The sequence below is a fragment of the Marinomonas foliarum genome, assembly GCF_003337275.1.
Lineage (GTDB): Bacteria > Pseudomonadota > Gammaproteobacteria > Pseudomonadales > Marinomonadaceae > Marinomonas > Marinomonas foliarum.
In genome coordinates this window covers 22,812-40,413 of record NZ_QPJQ01000026.1, presented here as the reverse complement: position 1 = coordinate 40,413, position 17,602 = coordinate 22,812, and the positions used below count along the sequence as shown (strand labels likewise).

Sequence of the window (17,602 nt, the reverse complement as noted above, 5' to 3'; positions counted from 1 at the left end):
AATAATTAAAAAATAAAATATTCAAAAGGAACAAGTTAATGAAATCGTTAAATATAGGAAAGATAGTAAAAATGTCAGCTCTTGCTACAGCTGTAGCAACATTAAGTGGGTGCAGTGAAGAAGATAAATCTAATTATGTTCTCCAATACAGTACTTATACAACTTCAACATCTGATCAATCTAAAACTGTTCAGCGTTGGGCTAAAGAAGTGGAGCGCTTAACAGAAGGAGGTGTAAAAGTAGAGTTTCATTATAGTCAGAGCCTCGCCAAAGCCGATGATTCGCTTTCGGCCACTGTCGATGGCAGAGCTGACATCGCACAAATAGGTTCAATATATGCAACTTCCGGGTTGCCAATGTTTACTGTTGTCGAGCTACCTTTTGAAACCAATAACCCTGAAACACAAATGAAAGCCATAGAACGTTTGTATCAGGAAAATAGCGAATTCAAACGTGATTTTGATGAAAATGGCGTAAAGCTTTTATTCCCTTTACCTCTTGGGTCAGTCCTCATCGGTTTAAAAGAACCAGCTAGCACCCCTTCGCAACTTAGTGGTCGGTCTATTCGATCTGGTGGGCTGACTTCAGAAGTTCTGATGGCTGAAAATGTTAACCCTGTCTCTATGACAGCAACTGATATTTATGAGTCTATGTCACGAGGAATAGTGGATGGTTATTCTGCGCTTGCTTTGGCAAATTTACCTACGTTTGGACTTGCTCCCATAACACCATATCTTGTTAACCCAGGTATTGGTGCCTATTCAAGTTCCATTGTTGTTATAAATAAAGGTGTATTTGATTCGATGCCAGAAAAATATCAAAACGCCGTTATGCAAGCTTCAAAAAATAGTATTTCTTATGGTCTTGAGGAGATGGATGCTGCCGGACAAGTTGCATGTTCTCAGCTTAAAGAGTCGGATGTAAAAATTACTGAATTCTCAAATGAAAGTGTTGCTGATTGGAAAGCTAAAGTAAGTGCTGATAAAGATTGGGTTGATCGTTATAACTCTCGTGGCTATAAATCTCAGTTAGTCATTAATAGCTATAGAAATATTATAAAAGAAGAGGAAGATAAATCTAAATATATTAGCCCAATAGATTCGTGTTTAGGAGGTTAGTATGCATAGATTTCAGCACTTTTTGAAAAGTGTTATGTCTTGCCTGACTGTATTATCTGGTATCTGTTTGATTTTTATTTTGGGTATTACTGTTTTAGATGTTGTATCCAGAAATGTATTTGGAAAGTCAATACTTGGTACCGTTGATCTGTCTTCGCTTTTATTGGTTACAGTAGCTTTTCTTGGTCTCGCATTAGCTGAAATAGAGGGGCGTCATGTATCAGTGGATTTGGTTGAAAGAGGTCTGAAAGATAAAAGTAAATTTATTTTTTCTATAATTAGATTGACTCTTTTCTTAATTATTTCATTGATAGTGTCTTGGGGGCTTTTTAATGACGTTCTCACTTCTATAGATAGAAGTGAGACGACTAATGGTGTTTTAAGAATTAGTACTTGGCCAACAAAAATAGTATTGTTTTTTTCATTTATATTGTATTTTTTTGTTTTGGTTGTTAAGTCAACGATAGAGATGCTGAACCTTAAAAATAAAGTCTATAAAAAAAATATTAATACTGAAGTTTCTATTAATAATAAGTCTTTAGATAGGTCTAATGTGAAAAAGGAAGGGGGAGAGTATGGCGCCTGATAATATATTATCTTTAGGTGTGACTATTACTATATTTATAGTATTACTCGGCATCAGATTTCATGTAGGTCTAGCATTAATGTTGTCTGGACTTGTTGGTATTTCCATTATCCGCTCTTCTGGTACGGCTATGTCAACTATTTCCGGTGCGCCTTATGCGGTTGCTTATAACTACTCTTTAGTTATTATTCCGCTTTTTATACTAATGGGGGTACTTGCAGTAAGAGCAGGTCTTGCTCAGGCCGGTTTTGATTTAGCCTCGCGATTGTTAAAGCGATTACCCGGTGGTTCCGCTCTCTCTTCATTGGCTGGTTCAGGGTTATTTGCCGCCGTTACCGGTTCAAGTGTCGCGACGGTGGCGACAATGGCTCGTGTCTCTACAGATGCAATTGTGGAGTCAGGTCAAAAATCAACTCTTGCAGCTGGCGTTGTATGCGCAGGAGGAACATTAGGAGTACTAATCCCTCCATCCATTGTTCTTGTGCTTTATGGTGTCGTTACTGGGGAATCAATAGGTCGATTATTACTTTCTGGTATTGGCCCAGGACTGCTAACTATACTAGCTTATGCGGTAACGATAGTTATTTTAGCTACATTTCATAAACGTAAGAGATTAATTGATGGTAATAAAGATACCATACTTAAAGTTAAAGAAAACTCTGTTGATATAATAGGATGCCTGTATCTTTTTGTAATATTTATAGTCTCTATTGGAACCATATATATGGGGATAGCTACCCCAACTGAAGCTGCATCATTTGGTGCGCTTACATCGCTTATTGTCTTTTTTTTACGTGTAAAGGTATCTGATATTTCGAGCATGTTAAAAGAGTCATTAAGTGAGTCAATAGGGCTAACATCAATGACGTTTCTTCTAATTGCGGGGGCAAGTGTTTTTACCTACTTTTTAGCTATATCAGGTGCGTCTTCGGCTTTAGTTCAAAGCGTGACAGCATCAGCTATTCCACCCTATATGGTTTTAATTTTATGTCTTCTTTTACTTTTACCACTTGGTATGTTCTTAGATGGCATTTCGATGATTCTTGTTGCAGCCCCTCTATTACATCAAATTTTAACTAGCTATGGATTTGATGGTGTATGGCTAGCGATTTTGATAGTTAAAGTAGCCGAAATGGCACTTATTACTCCTCCTGTAGGAATGAATATCTTTGTTTATTCTGGAACTGTAAAGGAGGTTGGTATATCAACGGCGTTTCGAGGTGTTATTCCATTTATTATTGCAGACCTTTTTGTCGTTGCAATCATTATTTTCATACCAGGAATTGCTACTTTTTTACCAGAATATTCAGGAATTAATTAAAGGAGAGTTAATATGTTTTTAAAATCATCTATGCCTAAACAAGTAGATCAGTCAATATTAGACGAGCTTAAGGGGACATGCGTGTCAACTCTAGGGCATTTAAGAGATCATGGTTTTGCTTTAGGATTAGTTCCTAATAAGCGACCATTAAAGTTTGTCGGAACCGCTGTCACCGTTAGAATCCCACACCTTGATTCAACAGCTGTTCATGTTGCTGCCGATCTTCTTCGTCCAGGAGATGTATTAGTTATTGATCAAAGTGGCGATGTCCAGAGATCTTGTTTTGGCGGACTTGTTGCCTATACTGCAAAAGTGAGAGGTGCAGTTGGGGCTGTAATTGATGGTTGTGTAAATGATTATGATGAAACCCAAGAGTATGATTTTCCAACATTATCAAGGGGGTTTAGCCCTTTAACTACTAGAATTAGTGGGATTGAAGGAGCTATAAATGTTCCAGTTAGTATTTGCGGTACTGTCGTGAACCCCGGAGACGTGGTATTTGCAGACTCTGATGGTGTTGCATTTATTTCCCCAAGCGATGCTGTTGGGCTAGGTGAGTTATTGAAGAGTAAAGAGAATGCAGAGATTCCTGCACGCTCAAAAATATTAGCCGGAGGGAAAGTGTCTGAATTCTCTGGGGCTGAAAAGTTTTTTAATTAATAATTATTAAAGCCACAACTATATTTAGTTGTGGCTAATTTTAAATTTTTTGGAAAAATAAATGAATTTTAAAAAGGTAAAAGTGAATAATCCTCCTATAAAAGATAAGGTTTATACATATTTAAGAGATAAAATTATAAAAGGCGAAATTAATAGTGGCGATTTTATAGAAGAAGAAACTATAACTAATGAAACAGGGTTCTCAAGAACACCTGTTCGCGAAGCTTTTGTCAAGTTAGAGGCTGAGAGATTTATTGATTTGATTCCGAGAAAAGGTGCTCGTGTCAGACAGGTCACAGGAACTGAAATAATAAATATATATGAAACTAGAAGGTTAATAGAAAAACATGCTGCAAAAAGGATTTGTGAAGAAAATATAGTAGTACCTGTAAAGATGATAGATTGTCATGAGTCAATGATAGAGCGTTATGAAGCTTATAAAGACGATTTGAATGAAATTGATTTCTATCAACATATTTTTATGGATGTGGCTTTTCATGGATCTATGGTTGCAGCAGTTAATAATCCCGTACTCATGGATATGTATGAGGCAATACAAAATAGAAAAATCCGTGTTGCTTATACTGCGCTTAGTATAGAGCCTGAGCGTATTCACTTGATTATAAAAGAACATACAGAAATACTTGACTCTTTATTGAAGAGGGATGTATCCAGGGTTGTTGATGCTCTTGAGAACCATTTAAAACCATTGGATAGCATATTATCTAGACTTCCTTAGTAAATAGCTGTTTATTATTTTTTATATTTAGATGGATGAGTTATTTATAAATCATACTAATGAAAATATTGACAGCTATAAATTACTTTTTTTGAGCGAGGTAATCTCAGTAGAGTAAAAATAACTCATTAAATTCTCGATATACTTAAGGCGTTACCGGTAGTTTTTTATTATATTTTATGAGGAATTAGTAGACTGATTTTTCTTAGTCTTTCCAATTTTATATCTACTAATTTTATTAATTAGAACGTGTAAATTATAAAGGCCGAACCTAGTGTTTGGTCTTTATTGTTGTATCTTATTTGTATAAAAAATTTTAGCCGGCTGTTTTTGTAAGAATGCATAATTAGTAGTTGGCTCGTATCTTTTATTCAGTAATATATAGATTACTAATTTTTATTTTCATGCATGATGAACGACAATAGTTTAATGGGGACTTGTTCAAGCACCTCTGGACCATGAGGAATTTCAGCGTCAAATGATAAAGAGTCTCCCGCCTGCATGTTATATAAGTGGTTGCCGTGACGATAAAGTATTTGGCCTTCCAGTAAGTGTATAAACTCTTGTCCAGGGTGAGAGAAAGTAGGAAAAACCTCACTTGCATCATCCATAGTAATTAAGAAAGGTTCATAGAGCTGCTTTTTGCCACGACTATAGCTCAGCAGCTGATAGGTATGGCCTTTTTCTGTTCCTCTACGTACCACTTCCATGCCCTGTCCAGATTTAGTAAGTAGAGCACCGCCTTCAGGGCGGTCATAGTCGGCAAATAACTGTGAGATTGATAAGCCAATAGCGTCGCAAAGACGGCTAAGCGTATCAAGGCTCGTCGATACTTGTGCATTTTCTATTTTACTCACCATTCCTTGGCTTAATTTTGCTATACGTGCGACGTCAGTGATTTTTAAATCTTGTGCTACACGTTTGCGTCTTACGTGCATCGCAATGTATTCCTCAAGCTTTAATTTAGGGGACGTGTCTCTTGTTTGAATGATCTCGCCCTCATTTAGCGCATTGGCGTGCCTGGATGGTGCATTTTTCTTCATTGTTATTGGCCTTCTTGTCTCTTTGCAATGGTTATTCCGTTCTTTAAGTAATTTTAGACCATAAAAATCATTATCTTACACTGCTAGGAAAAAAAAATTCCTAAAAATCAATTTTTGGCAGGCATGTTGCTTTCCTATAGGGAAATAAAAATTCCTATAGAGAATATTATGGGGTTTTTATCTGATGCGATATCGACTCAGGCAAGATTATAAAGGGTTATTACTAACAGTATTAGTGAGATTTTTGGATATTTTGCTTTGGTTGTTTGGTTCATCAACAAGAACACACATTACGTTCACCATAAGTTAGGAGATCAGCAATGCAATCAGATGCAGTAGAAGGCTTTCTTAAAGATAATAATATCAAATATGTTTTAGCGCAGTTTGTGGATATTCATGGCGTAGCAAAAACAAAATCGGTGCCTGCAAAGAATATTTTTGATGTTGTCGAAAAGGGGGCTGGCTTTGCAGGTTTTGCCGTTACTGGTCTTGCTATGGAACCTCATGGTCCTGATTTTTTGGCACGTGGTGATCTCTCTACATTAAGTATTGTCCCTTGGCAGCCAGGTTATGCAAGGTTGGTCTGCGATGGATATGTGAATAATGAGCCTCATCCATATTGCTCACGTGTCGTGCTAAAAAATCAAATTAAGCGCTTAGAAGACAAAGGTTGGACTTTAAATACTGGGCTTGAGCCAGAGTTTTACTTGTTCAAAAAAGGCGAGTATGGCGAGCTACTTCCAGTGGACAAGTCCGATAAGCTTGCTAAGCCCTGTTATGACTATAAAGGACTTTCTCGTTCTCGTGAGTTCCTAGAGCGTTTAGTCGAGTCATTACAAGCGGTAAATTTTGATGTTTACCAAATTGATCACGAAGATGCGAATGGCCAGTTTGAAATTAACTACACCTATGGCGATGCGCTAGAGTCTGCTGATCGATTCACATTTGTTCGTATGGCAGCTGGTGAAATTGCTAACGATATGGGGATGATCTGTTCATTTATGCCAAAACCTGCCCCAGATAAAACAGGCAATGGCATGCATTTCCATTTATCTATCACAGATGAGTCTGGTAAGAACTTATTCAACGATGACAGTGATAAAAATGGCATGGGCCTTTCAAAATTAGCGTATCACTTTACGGCGGGTATTCTGGCGCACGCCAAAGCGATTTGTGCGTTTGCCGCTCCGACAGTGAATTCATATAAGCGTTTAGTTGTTGGTGGCAATAGTTCAGGTGCGACCTGGGCACCAGCTTACGTGTGCTACGGCGATAACAATCGTTCAGCTTTGGTTCGTGTGCCGTATGGTCGTTTGGAGTTTCGACTACCTGATTCTGGGTGCAATCCTTATCTTGTTCATTCCGCTTTAATTGCTGCGGGCCTAGACGGTATAGAACGTGAGCTTGATCCAGGCGAACCGATGAACATCAATCTTTATGATCTTTCTCTAGAAGATATTATTGCCAAGAATATTTCTATTCTTCCTCAATCCCTTGGTGATGCACTTGATGAATTAGAAAAGGATTCTGTTTTTATTGAGGCCATGGGGGAAAACCTTGTCGCGGAATTTATTAAAGTGAAACGTGCCGAATGGAATGAGTATTCTCGCCAAGTATCTTCTTGGGAAGTCGAAAAATATGCCGAGTTCTTTTAATTATCCAATGTTAAGTTTTAAAAATATATTGAGGTTTCTACTATGTGTGGAATTGTTGGGCTTTATTTAAAAAACGATAAGTTTGAAAAAAATTTGGGTGAGTTGTTTGAGCCAATGCTCATTTCAATGACAGATCGTGGTCCAGATAGTGCAGGTTTTGCCATTTATGGTGATGAAGTTGGTGAAGGTTGGGTCAAGTTAACATTAAGACATCCTGATGAAGCCTTTAGCTGGGAAAAGCTGAGTGACAAGCTATCAGCGTCATTAGGTTGTGAAATCAAATGGATGCAAAACGCGAATGTCGCAGTGCTAAAAATTAACACGGATGAGAGTTCTGCCCGTAGCGCGCTGGATGAGCTTTATCCTGATGTTTTGATTTTGAGTGCAGGCTCTTCTATTGAAATTCTAAAAGAAGTTGGGTTGCCTGAAAATATTGCTTCGAAATTTAACCTAAGTGGAATGAAGGGCAGTCATATCATTGGCCATACTCGTATGGCGACAGAGTCTGCAGTAACCATGGAAGGTAGCCACCCTTTTTCGACGGGTTCTGATTTGTGTCTTGTCCATAATGGATCGCTGTCAAATCACAATCGTCTGCGAGATAAACTAAAACGCGAAGGCATTACGTTTGAAACGGAAAACGATTCCGAAGTGGCGGCTGGCTATTTAACTTGGCGTCTTAACCAAGGTGATACATTAAAAGAGGCCTTGGAAAATGCACTGAAAGATCTTGATGGATTTTTTACTTTTACTATTGGTACTAAAGACGGCTTTGCTGTTATGCGTGACCCAATTGCTTGTAAACCTGCGGTGCTTGCTGAAACAGATGATTACGTTGCAATGGCATCAGAGTACCAAGCTTTGGTTACCTTACCTGGTATCGAAAATGCCAAAGTTTGGGAGCCAGAGCCCGCTACTTTCTACATTTGGGAACGTAAATAGTTTTAGGAGAATTTGAAAATGATGACTGTCGATTTAGCCGCTCAATCTGTACGAGATTTAAATAAAGCCTTACATGAGTGCAAAGATAATTTAACTGAAAAAGAATGGGTTGTGACCAACCCTAAAGGTAATCACAACATTGCTGTTGGGTTGGACGCGGATATCTCGGTTGATATTCATGGGCATGCAGGTTACTTCTGCGCAGGGATGAATAAAACCGCCAATATCACGGTTCATGGAAATGCAGGGCAGGGGGTTGCTGAAAATATGATGTCAGGCGTTGTGCGTATCAAAGGTGATGCGTCTCAAGCTGCCGGAGCAACGGCGCATGGTGGGCTTTTGGTTATCGAAGGCAATGCGGGTGCTCGTTGTGGTATTTCGATGAAAGGCGTCGACATTGTTGTTAAAGGCAGTATCGGTCACATGAGTTGTTTTATGGGGCAATCTGGATCACTTGTTGTGTGTGGAGATGCGGGTGAGGCATTAGGTGACTCTTTGTATGAAGTGCATATCTATGTAAAAGGGACGGTTAAATCCCTTGGGGCAGATTGCATTGAAAAAGAAATGCGAAGCGAGCATGTTGCTGAGTTGAAAGGTTTATTAGAGAAAGCGGGAGTGGATGAAAATCCTCTTGATTTTAAGCGCTATGGATCAGCTCGCCAGCTTTACACCTTCAAAGTTGACAATGCATCGGCTTACTAATTTTCTGAGAGGTTTTTACTATGAGCAATGATACAAACAACAATCCTAGCTTAAAAGAGTCCGCTACGTTTGATCGTGCCACGATGGCTGAAATTCGCCGTGCAGCAAATACTGGTATTTATGACATCCGTGGTTTTGGGGCAAAACGTAAAGTGCCGCATTTTGATGACCTTTTGTTCTTAGGGGCGAGTATGTCTCGCTACCCATTAGAAGGTTATCGTGAGACTTGTAATACGTCAGTTATTTTGGGTGATCGCTTCGCCAAGAAACCCATTAAGTTAGATATTCCGGTGACCATAGCAGGGATGAGTTTTGGGGCTTTATCGGCGAATGCAAAAGAAGCATTGGGACGAGGCGCGTCGATTGTTGGCACATCTACAACCACAGGGGATGGCGGCATGACGCCTGAAGAACGTGGTCAATCTAGTAAATTGGTTTATCAGTATCTGCCTTCTCGTTACGGTATGAATCCAGATGATCTGCGTAAAGCGGATGCTATTGAAGTCGTGCTTGGTCAAGGCGCTAAACCTGGTGGCGGCGGTATGCTACTTGGGCAGAAGATCACAGATCGTGTTGCTCAAATGCGTAACTTACCGAAAGGTATTGATCAGCGTTCAGCTTGCCGTCATCCAGATTGGACTGGGCCTGATGATCTTGCTATTAAGATTCAAGAGTTACGAGAAATTACCGACTGGGAAGTACCTATTTATATTAAAGTAGGTGCGACACGAACTTACTATGATGTGAAGTTAGCAGTAAAAGCTGGCGCAGATGTGATTGTTGTTGATGGTATGCAAGGTGGCACAGCGGCAACGCAAGATGTCTTTATCGAGCATGTTGGTATTCCAACGATGGCGGCTATTCCTCAAGCAGTTCAAGCATTGCAAGAAATGGGTATGCACCGCAAAGTGCAGCTTATTGTTTCTGGAGGTATCCGAAATGGTGCTGATGTTGCGAAGTGTATGGCGCTAGGCGCAGATGCCGTAGCGATAGGTACGGCAGCGTTGGTTGCTTTAGGATGTAACGATCCTAAATGGGATGAAGACTATAAGGCGATTGGCTCTGCTGCTGGTTTTTATGATGATTACCAAGAAGGTAAAGATCCGGCCGGTATATCCACTCAGGATCCTGAACTAATGAAACGTCTAGACCCTGTGGAGGCTGGTCGCCGTTTGGCAAATTATCTTCGTGTATTAACGCTTGAGGCACAAACATTGGCGCGTGCCTGCGGTAAGAATGATTTACGTAATTTAGAGCCAGAAGACCTTGTTGCTTTGACAGTTGAATCTGCTGCAATGGCGCGAGTTCCTTTAGCGGGAACAAACTGGATTCCTGGTCAAAGATTCTAAATTAATTGAATGTCACCCAGTTTTGGCCACGTTTATGACGTGGCTTTTTTTTGTGCGAAATTTATTTTTTTGATTCTTTCTAGTGCCTTACTAATGTTGTTCTTTTGCCCAGATAAACTTTCATTTCATATATCAAATATTAATAAATTACTTCTTATTTTTCAGTATCTTAAATATTGTTGGCCTAGAACTTGAAGTTGTCCTATGAAGAAATTTATTTTCTTGATAGTAAATTTTATGTTTTCTCAACTTGGAGTTTATATCTATGGGCAATATGGTAATTGAAGTTAGCTATGCGCTGGATACATTTTATTTCCTGATGTGTGCTGCGCTAGTAATGTGGATGGCCGCTGGTTTTGCAATGTTAGAAGCCGGGCTTGTTCGTGGTAAAAATACAGTGGAGATATTAAATAAAAACGCACTACTTTATGGTATTGCGTGCTTTGTTTATCTATGTGTTGGCTACAACATCATGTATCCAGTTGATCCTATTAGTGCCTATATTCCCGGCATTAACTTTTTCTTGGGAGACGATAATGTTGTCGATGCTGTCATAGGAGGCTCTGATGACGCTCCGTATTATTCGTCTATGGCTGACTTTATTTTCCAAGCTGTTTTTGCCGCTGCAACAATGTCGATTGTATCCGGCGCTGTTGCAGAAAGGATGCGTTTATGGCCTTTCCTAGTTTTTGCTGTGGTAATGGTTGCAGTTATCTATCCTGTAGAAGGGTATTGGAAATGGGGCGGTGGCTTTCTAGATCAATTGGGCTTCCAGGATTTTGCGGGATCAGTTGTTGTGCATATGGCTGGCGCCTCTGCAGCGTTGGCGGCTGTAATTATGGTTGGCCCTCGTAAAGGTCGTTATGGGAAGAACGGAGAAGTTCGTGCTATTCCAGGTGCTAACTTGCCACTTGCTACATTAGGTATGTTTATTCTTTGGATGGGATGGTTTGGTTTTAATGGTGGCTCAGAACTAAAAATATCCAATGTTGAAGAGGCCAACGCGGTTGCCAAAATTTTTGTTAATACCAATGCGGCAGCTGCAACAGGAATGATTGCAGCGGCTCTTTTTGCGCGTTTCTTATTTGGTAAGACTGATTTAACAATGACAATTAATGGTGCGTTAGCAGGCCTAGTGGCTATTACCGCTGAACCACTTGCGCCTTCAGCGGCTATGTCATCATTGATTGGTGCGGTTGGCGGTATTGTTGTTGTGCTTTCTGTTTTAGCAATGGATAAATTGAAAATTGATGATCCAGTTGGAGCCATTTCTGTTCATGGTTCAGCAGGTATTTGGGGCATCTTTGCTGTTCTGATATCAAACGATGACGCGACTTTTTTCGGTCAATTCACCGGCATGATTTGTACCTTTATTTGGATGTTTGTGATGACCATTATTTCTTTGTGGATTATTAAGAAAATTATGGGTCTTCGTGCAAGCGAAGAGGAAGAATTAGAGGGAATGGATATGCATGAGTGTGGTATGCATGCTTACCCAGAGTTTGGTGTAGAAGCCAATAAGTAGTGTTTTACGCTACTGTATGTCGCGCCCCCCGATAGCGTGACCTAAAGGCCCCGAAAGGGGCCTTTTATTATTTATTCCCCTCAAATTCCTTTCAATCCCCCAGCCTTTATAAAGCATTAGTAATGTATTTATTGAAAGACTTTTAGCATATAAAAGGGAATGTATATTCCATTCCCCTAAGGTGACTAATTATACTTTTGAGGATTATTGGGCTGAATTCTTATTAATATCACTTTGCTCCCATTTTGAATACAGAGAGCTATGCTTGCTATTCCATCGAATGAAAACAGTTGAGCCCGGTTCTAAATCAGGCTGCTCAGTTGCGATGTTCTTACTGATTAATTGTTCACCGGATGGGATCGTGATACTGCAAGTAAGGCTTTCTCCAAGAAAAACAGATTCATTGACTGTTCCAGATATTTGATTAAATCCGTTTATTAAAGCCTCATTTTTAGCTTGTTCTGGGGTGAGTATTTGTAGATTTTCTGGTCGAATCATTAGTAGTGCTTGTTGGTTTATTGGCATCACATGTAAATCGTCCAATATAATGTGATGTTTATCTAGTTGTGCAGAAGCTGCACCAGTCACATTGATTTTTAAGAAATTTGAGTTTCCTAAAAACGAAGCGACGAATGCATTTGGTGGTTTACGATATAAATCTTTACCTGTACCTAAACCAACGATTTCACCCTCTTTAAAAATGGCAATTCGTTCAGATAGGCGCATAGCCTCATCTTGGTCATGAGTGACATAGACAATCGTAATGCCAAGTCTTTTATGTAATAAGCGAAGTTCATCTTGCAAATCTTCCCTTAGCTTTTTATCAAGAGCGCCTAATGGCTCATCCATTAATAGTATTTCAGGCTCGTAGACCAAAGCTCGGGCAATGGCAACACGTTGTTTTTGTCCACCAGATAGCATAGATGGACGGCGATCTGCAAAAGCTTCAAGTTGTACTAGTTGTAATATTTCATCCACTTTTTTGTCGCGTTCATCTTTTGCTACTTTGCGAATATCGAGTGGAAAGCCAATGTTGTCTCGCACGCTCATATGCGGGAATAAAGAGTAATGTTGAAAGACCATGCCAATACCTCGCTTATGCGAGGGAATGTTAATAAGGGAAGCATCATTCAGTAATATTTCGCCTGATGTCGGTGTTTCAAAGCCTGCAATCATGGAAAGTGTCGTGCTTTTACCCGAACCGCTAGATCCTAAAAAGGTTAAAAATTCGCCTTTTCTAATGTCCAAATTGATATGGTCTACAGCAGTAAAGTTGCCATATTCTTTATTTAATTCTCGTAAACAAACTAAAGGGGATTGAGTCATCGTGTTTGTCTGTAAGCTCATAATATGTCTCCTAGTGGTGATTACTTTGTTTACGAACAAAGCTGGCAATGATCATAATTAACAATGAAAGTAAAATAAGAAGTGTCGATGCGACGGCAATAACCGGAGTCAGGTCCTGTCGAAGGGTTGACCACATTTTGACTGGAAGCGTTTGTAAGTTTGGGCTGGCCATCATTACACTAATAACTACTTCGTCCCATGACACCAAAAATGAGAACAGTGCAGCGGAAATAACCCCCGGTTTAATGGCAGGAAACGTCACTTTGATAATCGCTTGAATGCGATGAGCGCCACAGATTACAGCCGCATCTTCAATGGATTTATCAAAAAGTCGAAGGGAGTTAATGATTGAAATAATAGCAAAAGGCAATGCAATTATGACGTGACTGGCAACAAAGGCGAACAAGGTCCCAGTGAGTCCTAAATTAAGAAAGGTTCCGTAGACTGCAACCGCAATAATAACAACCGGCACCACCATTGGTAGAGTGAAGAAAGTATATAAATAATCTCTTCCTCGGAATTGACCTCGTACCAGCGCGAAAGAGGCGGGGATGGCGAGCAATGTGGCAATGATAGACGTCAGACTGGCAACTTGTAAGCTTGTTATTGCTGACTCAATCCATTGTGAGTTATCAAAAAAGCGTTCGTACCATTTTAGTGTCCAAGATGGTGGTGGAAACACAAGCCACTGAGACGAACCAAAGGATAAGGCCATTATAAAAAAAATAGGCAATGCTAAAAAAGCGGCAATAACCCCCGTAATGATATAAAGAGATGATTTAAGCTTCCATCCAAGTGAACCGTGTGAAAGTAGCATAGTTAGGCTCCTGTGTTCGACGAAACGGGTGAGTCTGTTTGTACTTTTAAATAGAGGTAAAACAGAACGAGAGTAATAAGAATCAGTAGAACGGCTGATGCACTTGCCATACCCCAGTTCAAGAAATTCTGTATTTGCTGAACGATAAATTCAGGCAGCATCATATCTCTAACACCACCCAGTAGCGCTGGAGTTACGTAGTAGCCTAGTGACATAACAAATACCATTAGTGCACCAGAGAAAAGTCCTGGTTTACATAAAGGTAAAAAAATACGGAAAAAGACGGTTCGAGCAGAAGCTCCACAAATGGATGCCGCTTGTAAAACCATAGGATCAATCGCAGACATACAAGCCTGTAAGGGCAGAACAATAAAAGGAACCATTATGTAACTCATGCCAATGATGACGCCTGTTAGGTTGTGCACCATCTCTAGAGGCTGGTTGATTATGCCAATCGCCATCAATGTTTTATTAATAATGCCCGATGATTGCAGTAAAACCAGCCATGAATAGGTTCTTGCCAATAAGCTAGTCCACATGGACAGTAAGATAATGCTGATTAAAAAACGTCCCCATCCTTTAGGCATTAAGGTGATACACCAAGCTAAAGGAAACCCTATTAACAACGAAATTACGGTCACTAAGGTAGCAACAAGGAAGGTATTGAATAGAACCTGTACGTAAGTTGATGTGGCTAACAACTGCTCAAAGTTTTGCAGCCCAAACGTTGGCTCGGTCAAGCTGCGTAGAAGCAAACTTGCTAAAGGTATTATAAAGAAGAGAAACAAGAACAGGATTATTGGAAATAAAAGAGTGACGTTGTTCCATTTCTTTCTAGAAGAAATCATAAACATCGTGAAAGTCCCCTAAATATAAGAGGATGGTGTGTGAACACCATCCTAAAAAAAGTAAATCAGAACGACGGAATAGGCATTATTTTAATAGCCAATTATTCCATCGTTGAGCGATTTCAGGACCATTTTCTGCCCAATAGCGGTAATCTAGGGAAACTTGATCATTAGTATAATTAGTTGGTAAGTAGGCTGCTAAACCTTCATCTAACAACTCTTCACTGCCTGTGTTGATAGGTGAATACGCTGTTATTGTCGCAAAATCTGCCTGTCCTTGGGCGCTAGATGAGTATGCTAGGAACTTCATTGCAGCCCCTTTGTTTTTCGCGCCTTTCGGAATGACTAGAAAATCAGACATAACTAGGTTCTGTTTCCAACTAATACCAACAGGTAAACCATCGGCTTGAAGAGAGAATATTCGTCCATTCCAGAATTGACCAAGAGCCACTTCACCAGAGGCAAGTAATTGTTGCGATTGAGCACCACCGCCCCACCAAACGATGTCTTTCTTAATAGTGTCTAATTTTTTAAAGGCTCGCTCTAGATCAAGAGGATATAGGTTGGCTGCAGGAACACCATCGGCTAATAACGCTAACTCTAATACGCCAGGGCTTGGCCATTTGTATAAAGCTCGCTTGCCTGGGTAGGTTTTTGTGTCAAATAGGGCGTTCCAATTTTGGGGTTCTCCAGAAGGGAGTTTGCTCTTGTTGTAGGCTAAGACAAATGAGAAATAGAAAGAGCCAATACCATAATCGGAGACGAAACGAGGATCTATATTTGACTTATCGATGACTGAAAAGTCTAAAGGCTCAAGAAGTCCTTCTGCTGCTGCACGATAAGCAAAGTCAGCTTCAACATCGACGATGTCCCACTGAACATTACCACTTTCAACCATCGCTTTTAGTTTGCCGTAATCTGTTGGACCATCTTGAATAACTTTGATGCCTGTTTCACCAGTGAACGGGAGTGCCCACGCTTCTGTTTGAGCGTCTTGAGTAGACCCCCCCCAGCTTACAAAGTTGATAGATTCCTGAGCATAAACATTGGCAACACCTGCCGTGCAGAGTGCAGCAATGACTACATTTTTTAATTTAGTTTTCATCAATTTTGTTCCTCTTGTGAATTTTTACACACCAATTTTTTGTGTTTTTGGCGACAAGATTGTATTTAAAACACTGATTTTTTTATTGAGCAAAAAACAACCTTATCTATCGATAATATGGTATACCATATTATATGCAAGTATATTTTTGCTTTTTTTTAGATTCTTCGCAGAGGAAATAATTGCTTATATACGCAGTATTAAATCGGATGAAAAAGTACGTTTTGAGACGTTATTCAGCTACTTCAGAGAAGGTTATTATTTATTAAGGATAAAGAAATACAGAAATATTTGGTAGAAAGCTGACGGTAAGGTTCTACCAAATTGTATAAGACTCCCTAAAAAATTAGGGTTCTATTTGAGTCCATTCATAATAAGTATGTTTGCGCTTGCGCAGTCACTTCGATGTTTTTTTGCTTCTTGATATTCTGGTGAGTGGTAACACTGTAATGCGATATCATAACTTTCGAATTCAAATACTACCGCTCTATCTGGTGGAGTATTAAAGCCTTCGATGACGGTAATATCTTCACCTCGGGAAAGCAGTTTAGCACCATACTTTTGTAGTGCGGCTGGAGCTAGCCCTAAATAATCTTGGTATTTTGCTTTATCATTAACGTTTACAAATGCAACCCAGTATCCTTTCATATATTTTTCCTCTTATTGATTACATGTTAAAGTAGGCCTTGTTCAGTAAGTACCGCTCGTGCTATTCGGAAACATTCAACGCCTTGTGGTACGCCACAATAGATAGCAATAACATGAATAATTGCGCGTATTTCTTCAACACTAACACCATTGTTAATGGCACCCTTGAGATGCAGTTCCCACTCTTCCATTTTTCCTAGGGCAGCAATCATTGATAAGTTCATCATTGAGCGAGTTTTTGCTTCGATGGTTTCGTCTCCCCAACCAAATCCCCAGCACCATTCTGTCATTGCTTCTTGAAAGGGACGATTAAACCCATCGGCTTTCGTTAGGTTGTTCTCAACGTACTCTGAGCCTAATGTTTCTTTGCGTTTACTTATTCCTAGTTCAAATAACTCTTTATTCATTTTTCTATTCCTTGGTCAGTTTGCATGGCGATTTCATAAGCTTCTTGTAAATGGCGAGCACAAATTTCTCCTGCTTGCTCAGAATCCTTTTTTTCCAGTGCTTTGATGATGTCGAATAAGTCTTTTGGTCCTGATGTTTTTCGGCCTGTTGAGCTGAGCGTTAGGGCTCTTAATCGAGAAATTCGAGAGTTGAGTTGTTCAACCAGATCCCAAGAAACGTGTTTTTCAGCGGTTTTAAAAATGAGCTCGTAATAGTCTTTTGTAATATTTAAGCTTGTTTTCACATCATCATTAAGCAAATGGTGTGCGATTTCATCGTGTAGTTTATAGAGTTGTTTAATGACGTCTGGTGTGGCTTTTTGGCTACAGGCTTTCACTGCTGAGCATTCAAGTAAGGTACGGATTTCATAAATTTCTTTTACTTCTGCATCGCTGATTGAGGCAACGATAAAGCCGGAGTTTGGTATCCCCACAACGAGCCTTTCACTTTCTAGGTGTCGAATACATTCTCTAACAACTGTTCTACTTACGCCCATACTTTCACATAGGGTTCTCTCTACTAATCTGTCTCCTGGTTTTAGTAGATTACTTGTAATGGCTCCTCGTAAAGATTCAAGTGCACTTTCCTTTAATGTCTTTGGGCGCTCAACTTTCTGCATTAGATATTCCTCTAATAATGCCTTAATCAATTATTTCGAAATAGTAGCATATTTCCTATTGCACCCAGTAGGATAGTATGTTTAATATTGTGTCATATGGTATACCATATGACAAATAAATATTTTTATTG

Annotated in this window: 18 protein-coding genes; 10 read left to right on the top strand and 8 right to left on the bottom strand. The window is 39.6% G+C overall.

What is annotated here, in order from left to right:
* The first annotated feature begins 38 nt into the window (after positions 1 to 38).
* The 5 genes from dctP to DFP77_RS13390 all read left to right on the top strand — a co-directional run bounded on the left by dctP (position 39) and on the right by DFP77_RS13390 (position 4,424).
* On the top strand, positions 39 to 1,118 hold the full coding sequence (gene dctP, locus DFP77_RS13410; RefSeq protein ID WP_114412757.1) for a TRAP transporter substrate-binding protein DctP: 1,080 nt from the start codon (positions 39 to 41) through the stop codon (positions 1,116 to 1,118).
* A 1-nt stretch (position 1,119) separates the two neighbouring features.
* Positions 1,120 to 1,704, top strand: a complete 585-nt coding sequence (locus DFP77_RS13405) for a TRAP transporter small permease (RefSeq protein ID WP_114412756.1) — start codon at positions 1,120 to 1,122, stop codon at positions 1,702 to 1,704.
* A complete protein-coding gene (locus tag DFP77_RS13400) occupies positions 1,694 to 3,025 on the top strand; it encodes a TRAP transporter large permease (RefSeq protein WP_114412755.1) in 1,332 nt (443 codons plus the stop codon). The genes DFP77_RS13405 and DFP77_RS13400 overlap by 11 nt, the downstream gene beginning before the upstream one ends.
* 12 nt (positions 3,026 to 3,037) lie before the next feature.
* Complete coding sequence (locus DFP77_RS13395) at positions 3,038 to 3,685, top strand: RraA family protein (RefSeq protein ID WP_114412754.1); 648 nt, start codon at positions 3,038 to 3,040, stop codon at positions 3,683 to 3,685.
* 61 nt (positions 3,686 to 3,746) lie between these two features.
* Positions 3,747 to 4,424 carry a GntR family transcriptional regulator gene (locus tag DFP77_RS13390; protein WP_114412753.1) on the top strand — a complete coding sequence of 226 codons (678 nt, stop codon included), beginning with the start codon at positions 3,747 to 3,749 and terminating at the stop codon, positions 4,422 to 4,424.
* Between the two features lie 389 nt (positions 4,425 to 4,813).
* Here DFP77_RS13390 and DFP77_RS13385 read toward each other — a convergent pair whose 3' ends face one another.
* Entirely contained in the window at positions 4,814 to 5,467 is a 654-nt protein-coding gene (locus DFP77_RS13385) for a helix-turn-helix domain-containing protein (RefSeq protein WP_114412752.1), read from the bottom strand.
* A 320-nt stretch (positions 5,468 to 5,787) separates the two neighbouring features.
* Between DFP77_RS13385 and glnT the strand changes: the two genes are divergently transcribed.
* The 5 genes from glnT (at position 5,788) to DFP77_RS13360 (ending at position 11,640) form a co-directional block, all read left to right on the top strand.
* Positions 5,788 to 7,122, top strand: coding sequence for a type III glutamate--ammonia ligase (gene glnT / locus DFP77_RS13380; protein WP_114412751.1), 1,335 nt, complete (start codon positions 5,788 to 5,790; stop codon positions 7,120 to 7,122).
* A gap of 42 nt (positions 7,123 to 7,164) precedes the next feature.
* Entirely contained in the window at positions 7,165 to 8,064 is a 900-nt protein-coding gene (locus DFP77_RS13375; protein ID WP_114412750.1) for a class II glutamine amidotransferase, read from the top strand.
* Between the two features lie 18 nt (positions 8,065 to 8,082).
* Positions 8,083 to 8,766 (top strand): GltB/FmdC/FwdC-like GXGXG domain-containing protein, encoded by a 684-nt coding sequence (locus tag DFP77_RS13370; RefSeq protein WP_114412749.1) that lies wholly within the window; start codon positions 8,083 to 8,085, stop codon positions 8,764 to 8,766.
* Positions 8,767 to 8,786: 20 nt separating this feature from the next.
* On the top strand, positions 8,787 to 10,115 hold the full coding sequence (locus DFP77_RS13365; RefSeq protein WP_114412748.1) for an FMN-binding glutamate synthase family protein: 1,329 nt from the start codon (positions 8,787 to 8,789) through the stop codon (positions 10,113 to 10,115).
* A gap of 265 nt (positions 10,116 to 10,380) precedes the next feature.
* A complete protein-coding gene (locus DFP77_RS13360) occupies positions 10,381 to 11,640 on the top strand; it encodes an ammonium transporter AmtB (protein ID WP_114412747.1) in 1,260 nt (419 codons plus the stop codon).
* A 204-nt stretch (positions 11,641 to 11,844) separates the two neighbouring features.
* On the opposite strand, the gene DFP77_RS13355 is transcribed toward DFP77_RS13360, so the two are convergent.
* From DFP77_RS13355 to DFP77_RS13320, 7 genes are all read right to left on the bottom strand, one after another.
* Positions 11,845 to 12,987, bottom strand: a complete 1,143-nt coding sequence (locus DFP77_RS13355) for an ABC transporter ATP-binding protein (protein ID WP_114412746.1) — start codon at positions 12,985 to 12,987, stop codon at positions 11,845 to 11,847.
* Between the two features lie 10 nt (positions 12,988 to 12,997).
* Positions 12,998 to 13,804 carry an ABC transporter permease gene (locus DFP77_RS13350; RefSeq protein ID WP_114412745.1) on the bottom strand — a complete coding sequence of 269 codons (807 nt, stop codon included), beginning with the start codon at positions 13,802 to 13,804 and terminating at the stop codon, positions 12,998 to 13,000.
* A gap of 2 nt (positions 13,805 to 13,806) precedes the next feature.
* Positions 13,807 to 14,658, bottom strand: a complete 852-nt coding sequence (locus tag DFP77_RS13345) for an ABC transporter permease (protein ID WP_114412744.1) — start codon at positions 14,656 to 14,658, stop codon at positions 13,807 to 13,809.
* A gap of 79 nt (positions 14,659 to 14,737) precedes the next feature.
* Positions 14,738 to 15,757, bottom strand: coding sequence for an ABC transporter substrate-binding protein (locus DFP77_RS13340; RefSeq protein ID WP_114412743.1), 1,020 nt, complete (start codon positions 15,755 to 15,757; stop codon positions 14,738 to 14,740).
* Positions 15,758 to 16,111: 354 nt separating this feature from the next.
* The gene (locus DFP77_RS13330) at positions 16,112 to 16,405 is read right to left on the bottom strand and encodes a DUF1330 domain-containing protein (protein ID WP_114412741.1); all 294 of its coding nucleotides are present in this window, start codon (positions 16,403 to 16,405) and stop codon (positions 16,112 to 16,114) included.
* A gap of 26 nt (positions 16,406 to 16,431) precedes the next feature.
* The gene (locus DFP77_RS13325) at positions 16,432 to 16,812 is read right to left on the bottom strand and encodes a carboxymuconolactone decarboxylase family protein (protein ID WP_114412740.1); all 381 of its coding nucleotides are present in this window, start codon (positions 16,810 to 16,812) and stop codon (positions 16,432 to 16,434) included.
* Positions 16,809 to 17,471 (bottom strand): GntR family transcriptional regulator, encoded by a 663-nt coding sequence (locus DFP77_RS13320; protein WP_114412739.1) that lies wholly within the window; start codon positions 17,469 to 17,471, stop codon positions 16,809 to 16,811. Before DFP77_RS13320 ends, DFP77_RS13325 begins: the two co-directional genes overlap by 4 nt.
* Positions 17,472 to 17,602: the final 131 nt, after the last annotated feature.

Excerpts from the sequence above, each read along its gene's own strand:
- dctP (WP_114412757.1), top strand. The coding sequence starts at position 39 with ATGAAATCGTTAAATATAGGAAAGATAGTAAAAATGTCAGCTCTTGCT.
- DFP77_RS13405 (WP_114412756.1), top strand. The coding sequence starts at position 1,120 with ATGCATAGATTTCAGCACTTTTTGAAAAGTGTTATGTCTTGCCTGACT.
- DFP77_RS13400 (WP_114412755.1), top strand. The coding sequence starts at position 1,694 with ATGGCGCCTGATAATATATTATCTTTAGGTGTGACTATTACTATATTT.
- DFP77_RS13395 (WP_114412754.1), top strand. The coding sequence starts at position 3,038 with ATGTTTTTAAAATCATCTATGCCTAAACAAGTAGATCAGTCAATATTA.
- DFP77_RS13390 (WP_114412753.1), top strand. The coding sequence starts at position 3,747 with ATGAATTTTAAAAAGGTAAAAGTGAATAATCCTCCTATAAAAGATAAG.
- DFP77_RS13385 (WP_114412752.1), bottom strand. The coding sequence starts at position 5,467 with ATGAAGAAAAATGCACCATCCAGGCACGCCAATGCGCTAAATGAGGGC.
- glnT (WP_114412751.1), top strand. The coding sequence starts at position 5,788 with ATGCAATCAGATGCAGTAGAAGGCTTTCTTAAAGATAATAATATCAAA.
- DFP77_RS13375 (WP_114412750.1), top strand. The coding sequence starts at position 7,165 with ATGTGTGGAATTGTTGGGCTTTATTTAAAAAACGATAAGTTTGAAAAA.
- DFP77_RS13370 (WP_114412749.1), top strand. The coding sequence starts at position 8,083 with ATGATGACTGTCGATTTAGCCGCTCAATCTGTACGAGATTTAAATAAA.
- DFP77_RS13365 (WP_114412748.1), top strand. The coding sequence starts at position 8,787 with ATGAGCAATGATACAAACAACAATCCTAGCTTAAAAGAGTCCGCTACG.
- DFP77_RS13360 (WP_114412747.1), top strand. The coding sequence starts at position 10,381 with ATGGGCAATATGGTAATTGAAGTTAGCTATGCGCTGGATACATTTTAT.
- DFP77_RS13355 (WP_114412746.1), bottom strand. The coding sequence starts at position 12,987 with ATGAGCTTACAGACAAACACGATGACTCAATCCCCTTTAGTTTGTTTA.
- DFP77_RS13350 (WP_114412745.1), bottom strand. The coding sequence starts at position 13,804 with ATGCTACTTTCACACGGTTCACTTGGATGGAAGCTTAAATCATCTCTT.
- DFP77_RS13345 (WP_114412744.1), bottom strand. The coding sequence starts at position 14,658 with ATGTTTATGATTTCTTCTAGAAAGAAATGGAACAACGTCACTCTTTTA.
- DFP77_RS13340 (WP_114412743.1), bottom strand. The coding sequence starts at position 15,757 with ATGAAAACTAAATTAAAAAATGTAGTCATTGCTGCACTCTGCACGGCA.
- DFP77_RS13330 (WP_114412741.1), bottom strand. The coding sequence starts at position 16,405 with ATGAAAGGATACTGGGTTGCATTTGTAAACGTTAATGATAAAGCAAAA.
- DFP77_RS13325 (WP_114412740.1), bottom strand. The coding sequence starts at position 16,812 with ATGAATAAAGAGTTATTTGAACTAGGAATAAGTAAACGCAAAGAAACA.
- DFP77_RS13320 (WP_114412739.1), bottom strand. The coding sequence starts at position 17,471 with ATGCAGAAAGTTGAGCGCCCAAAGACATTAAAGGAAAGTGCACTTGAA.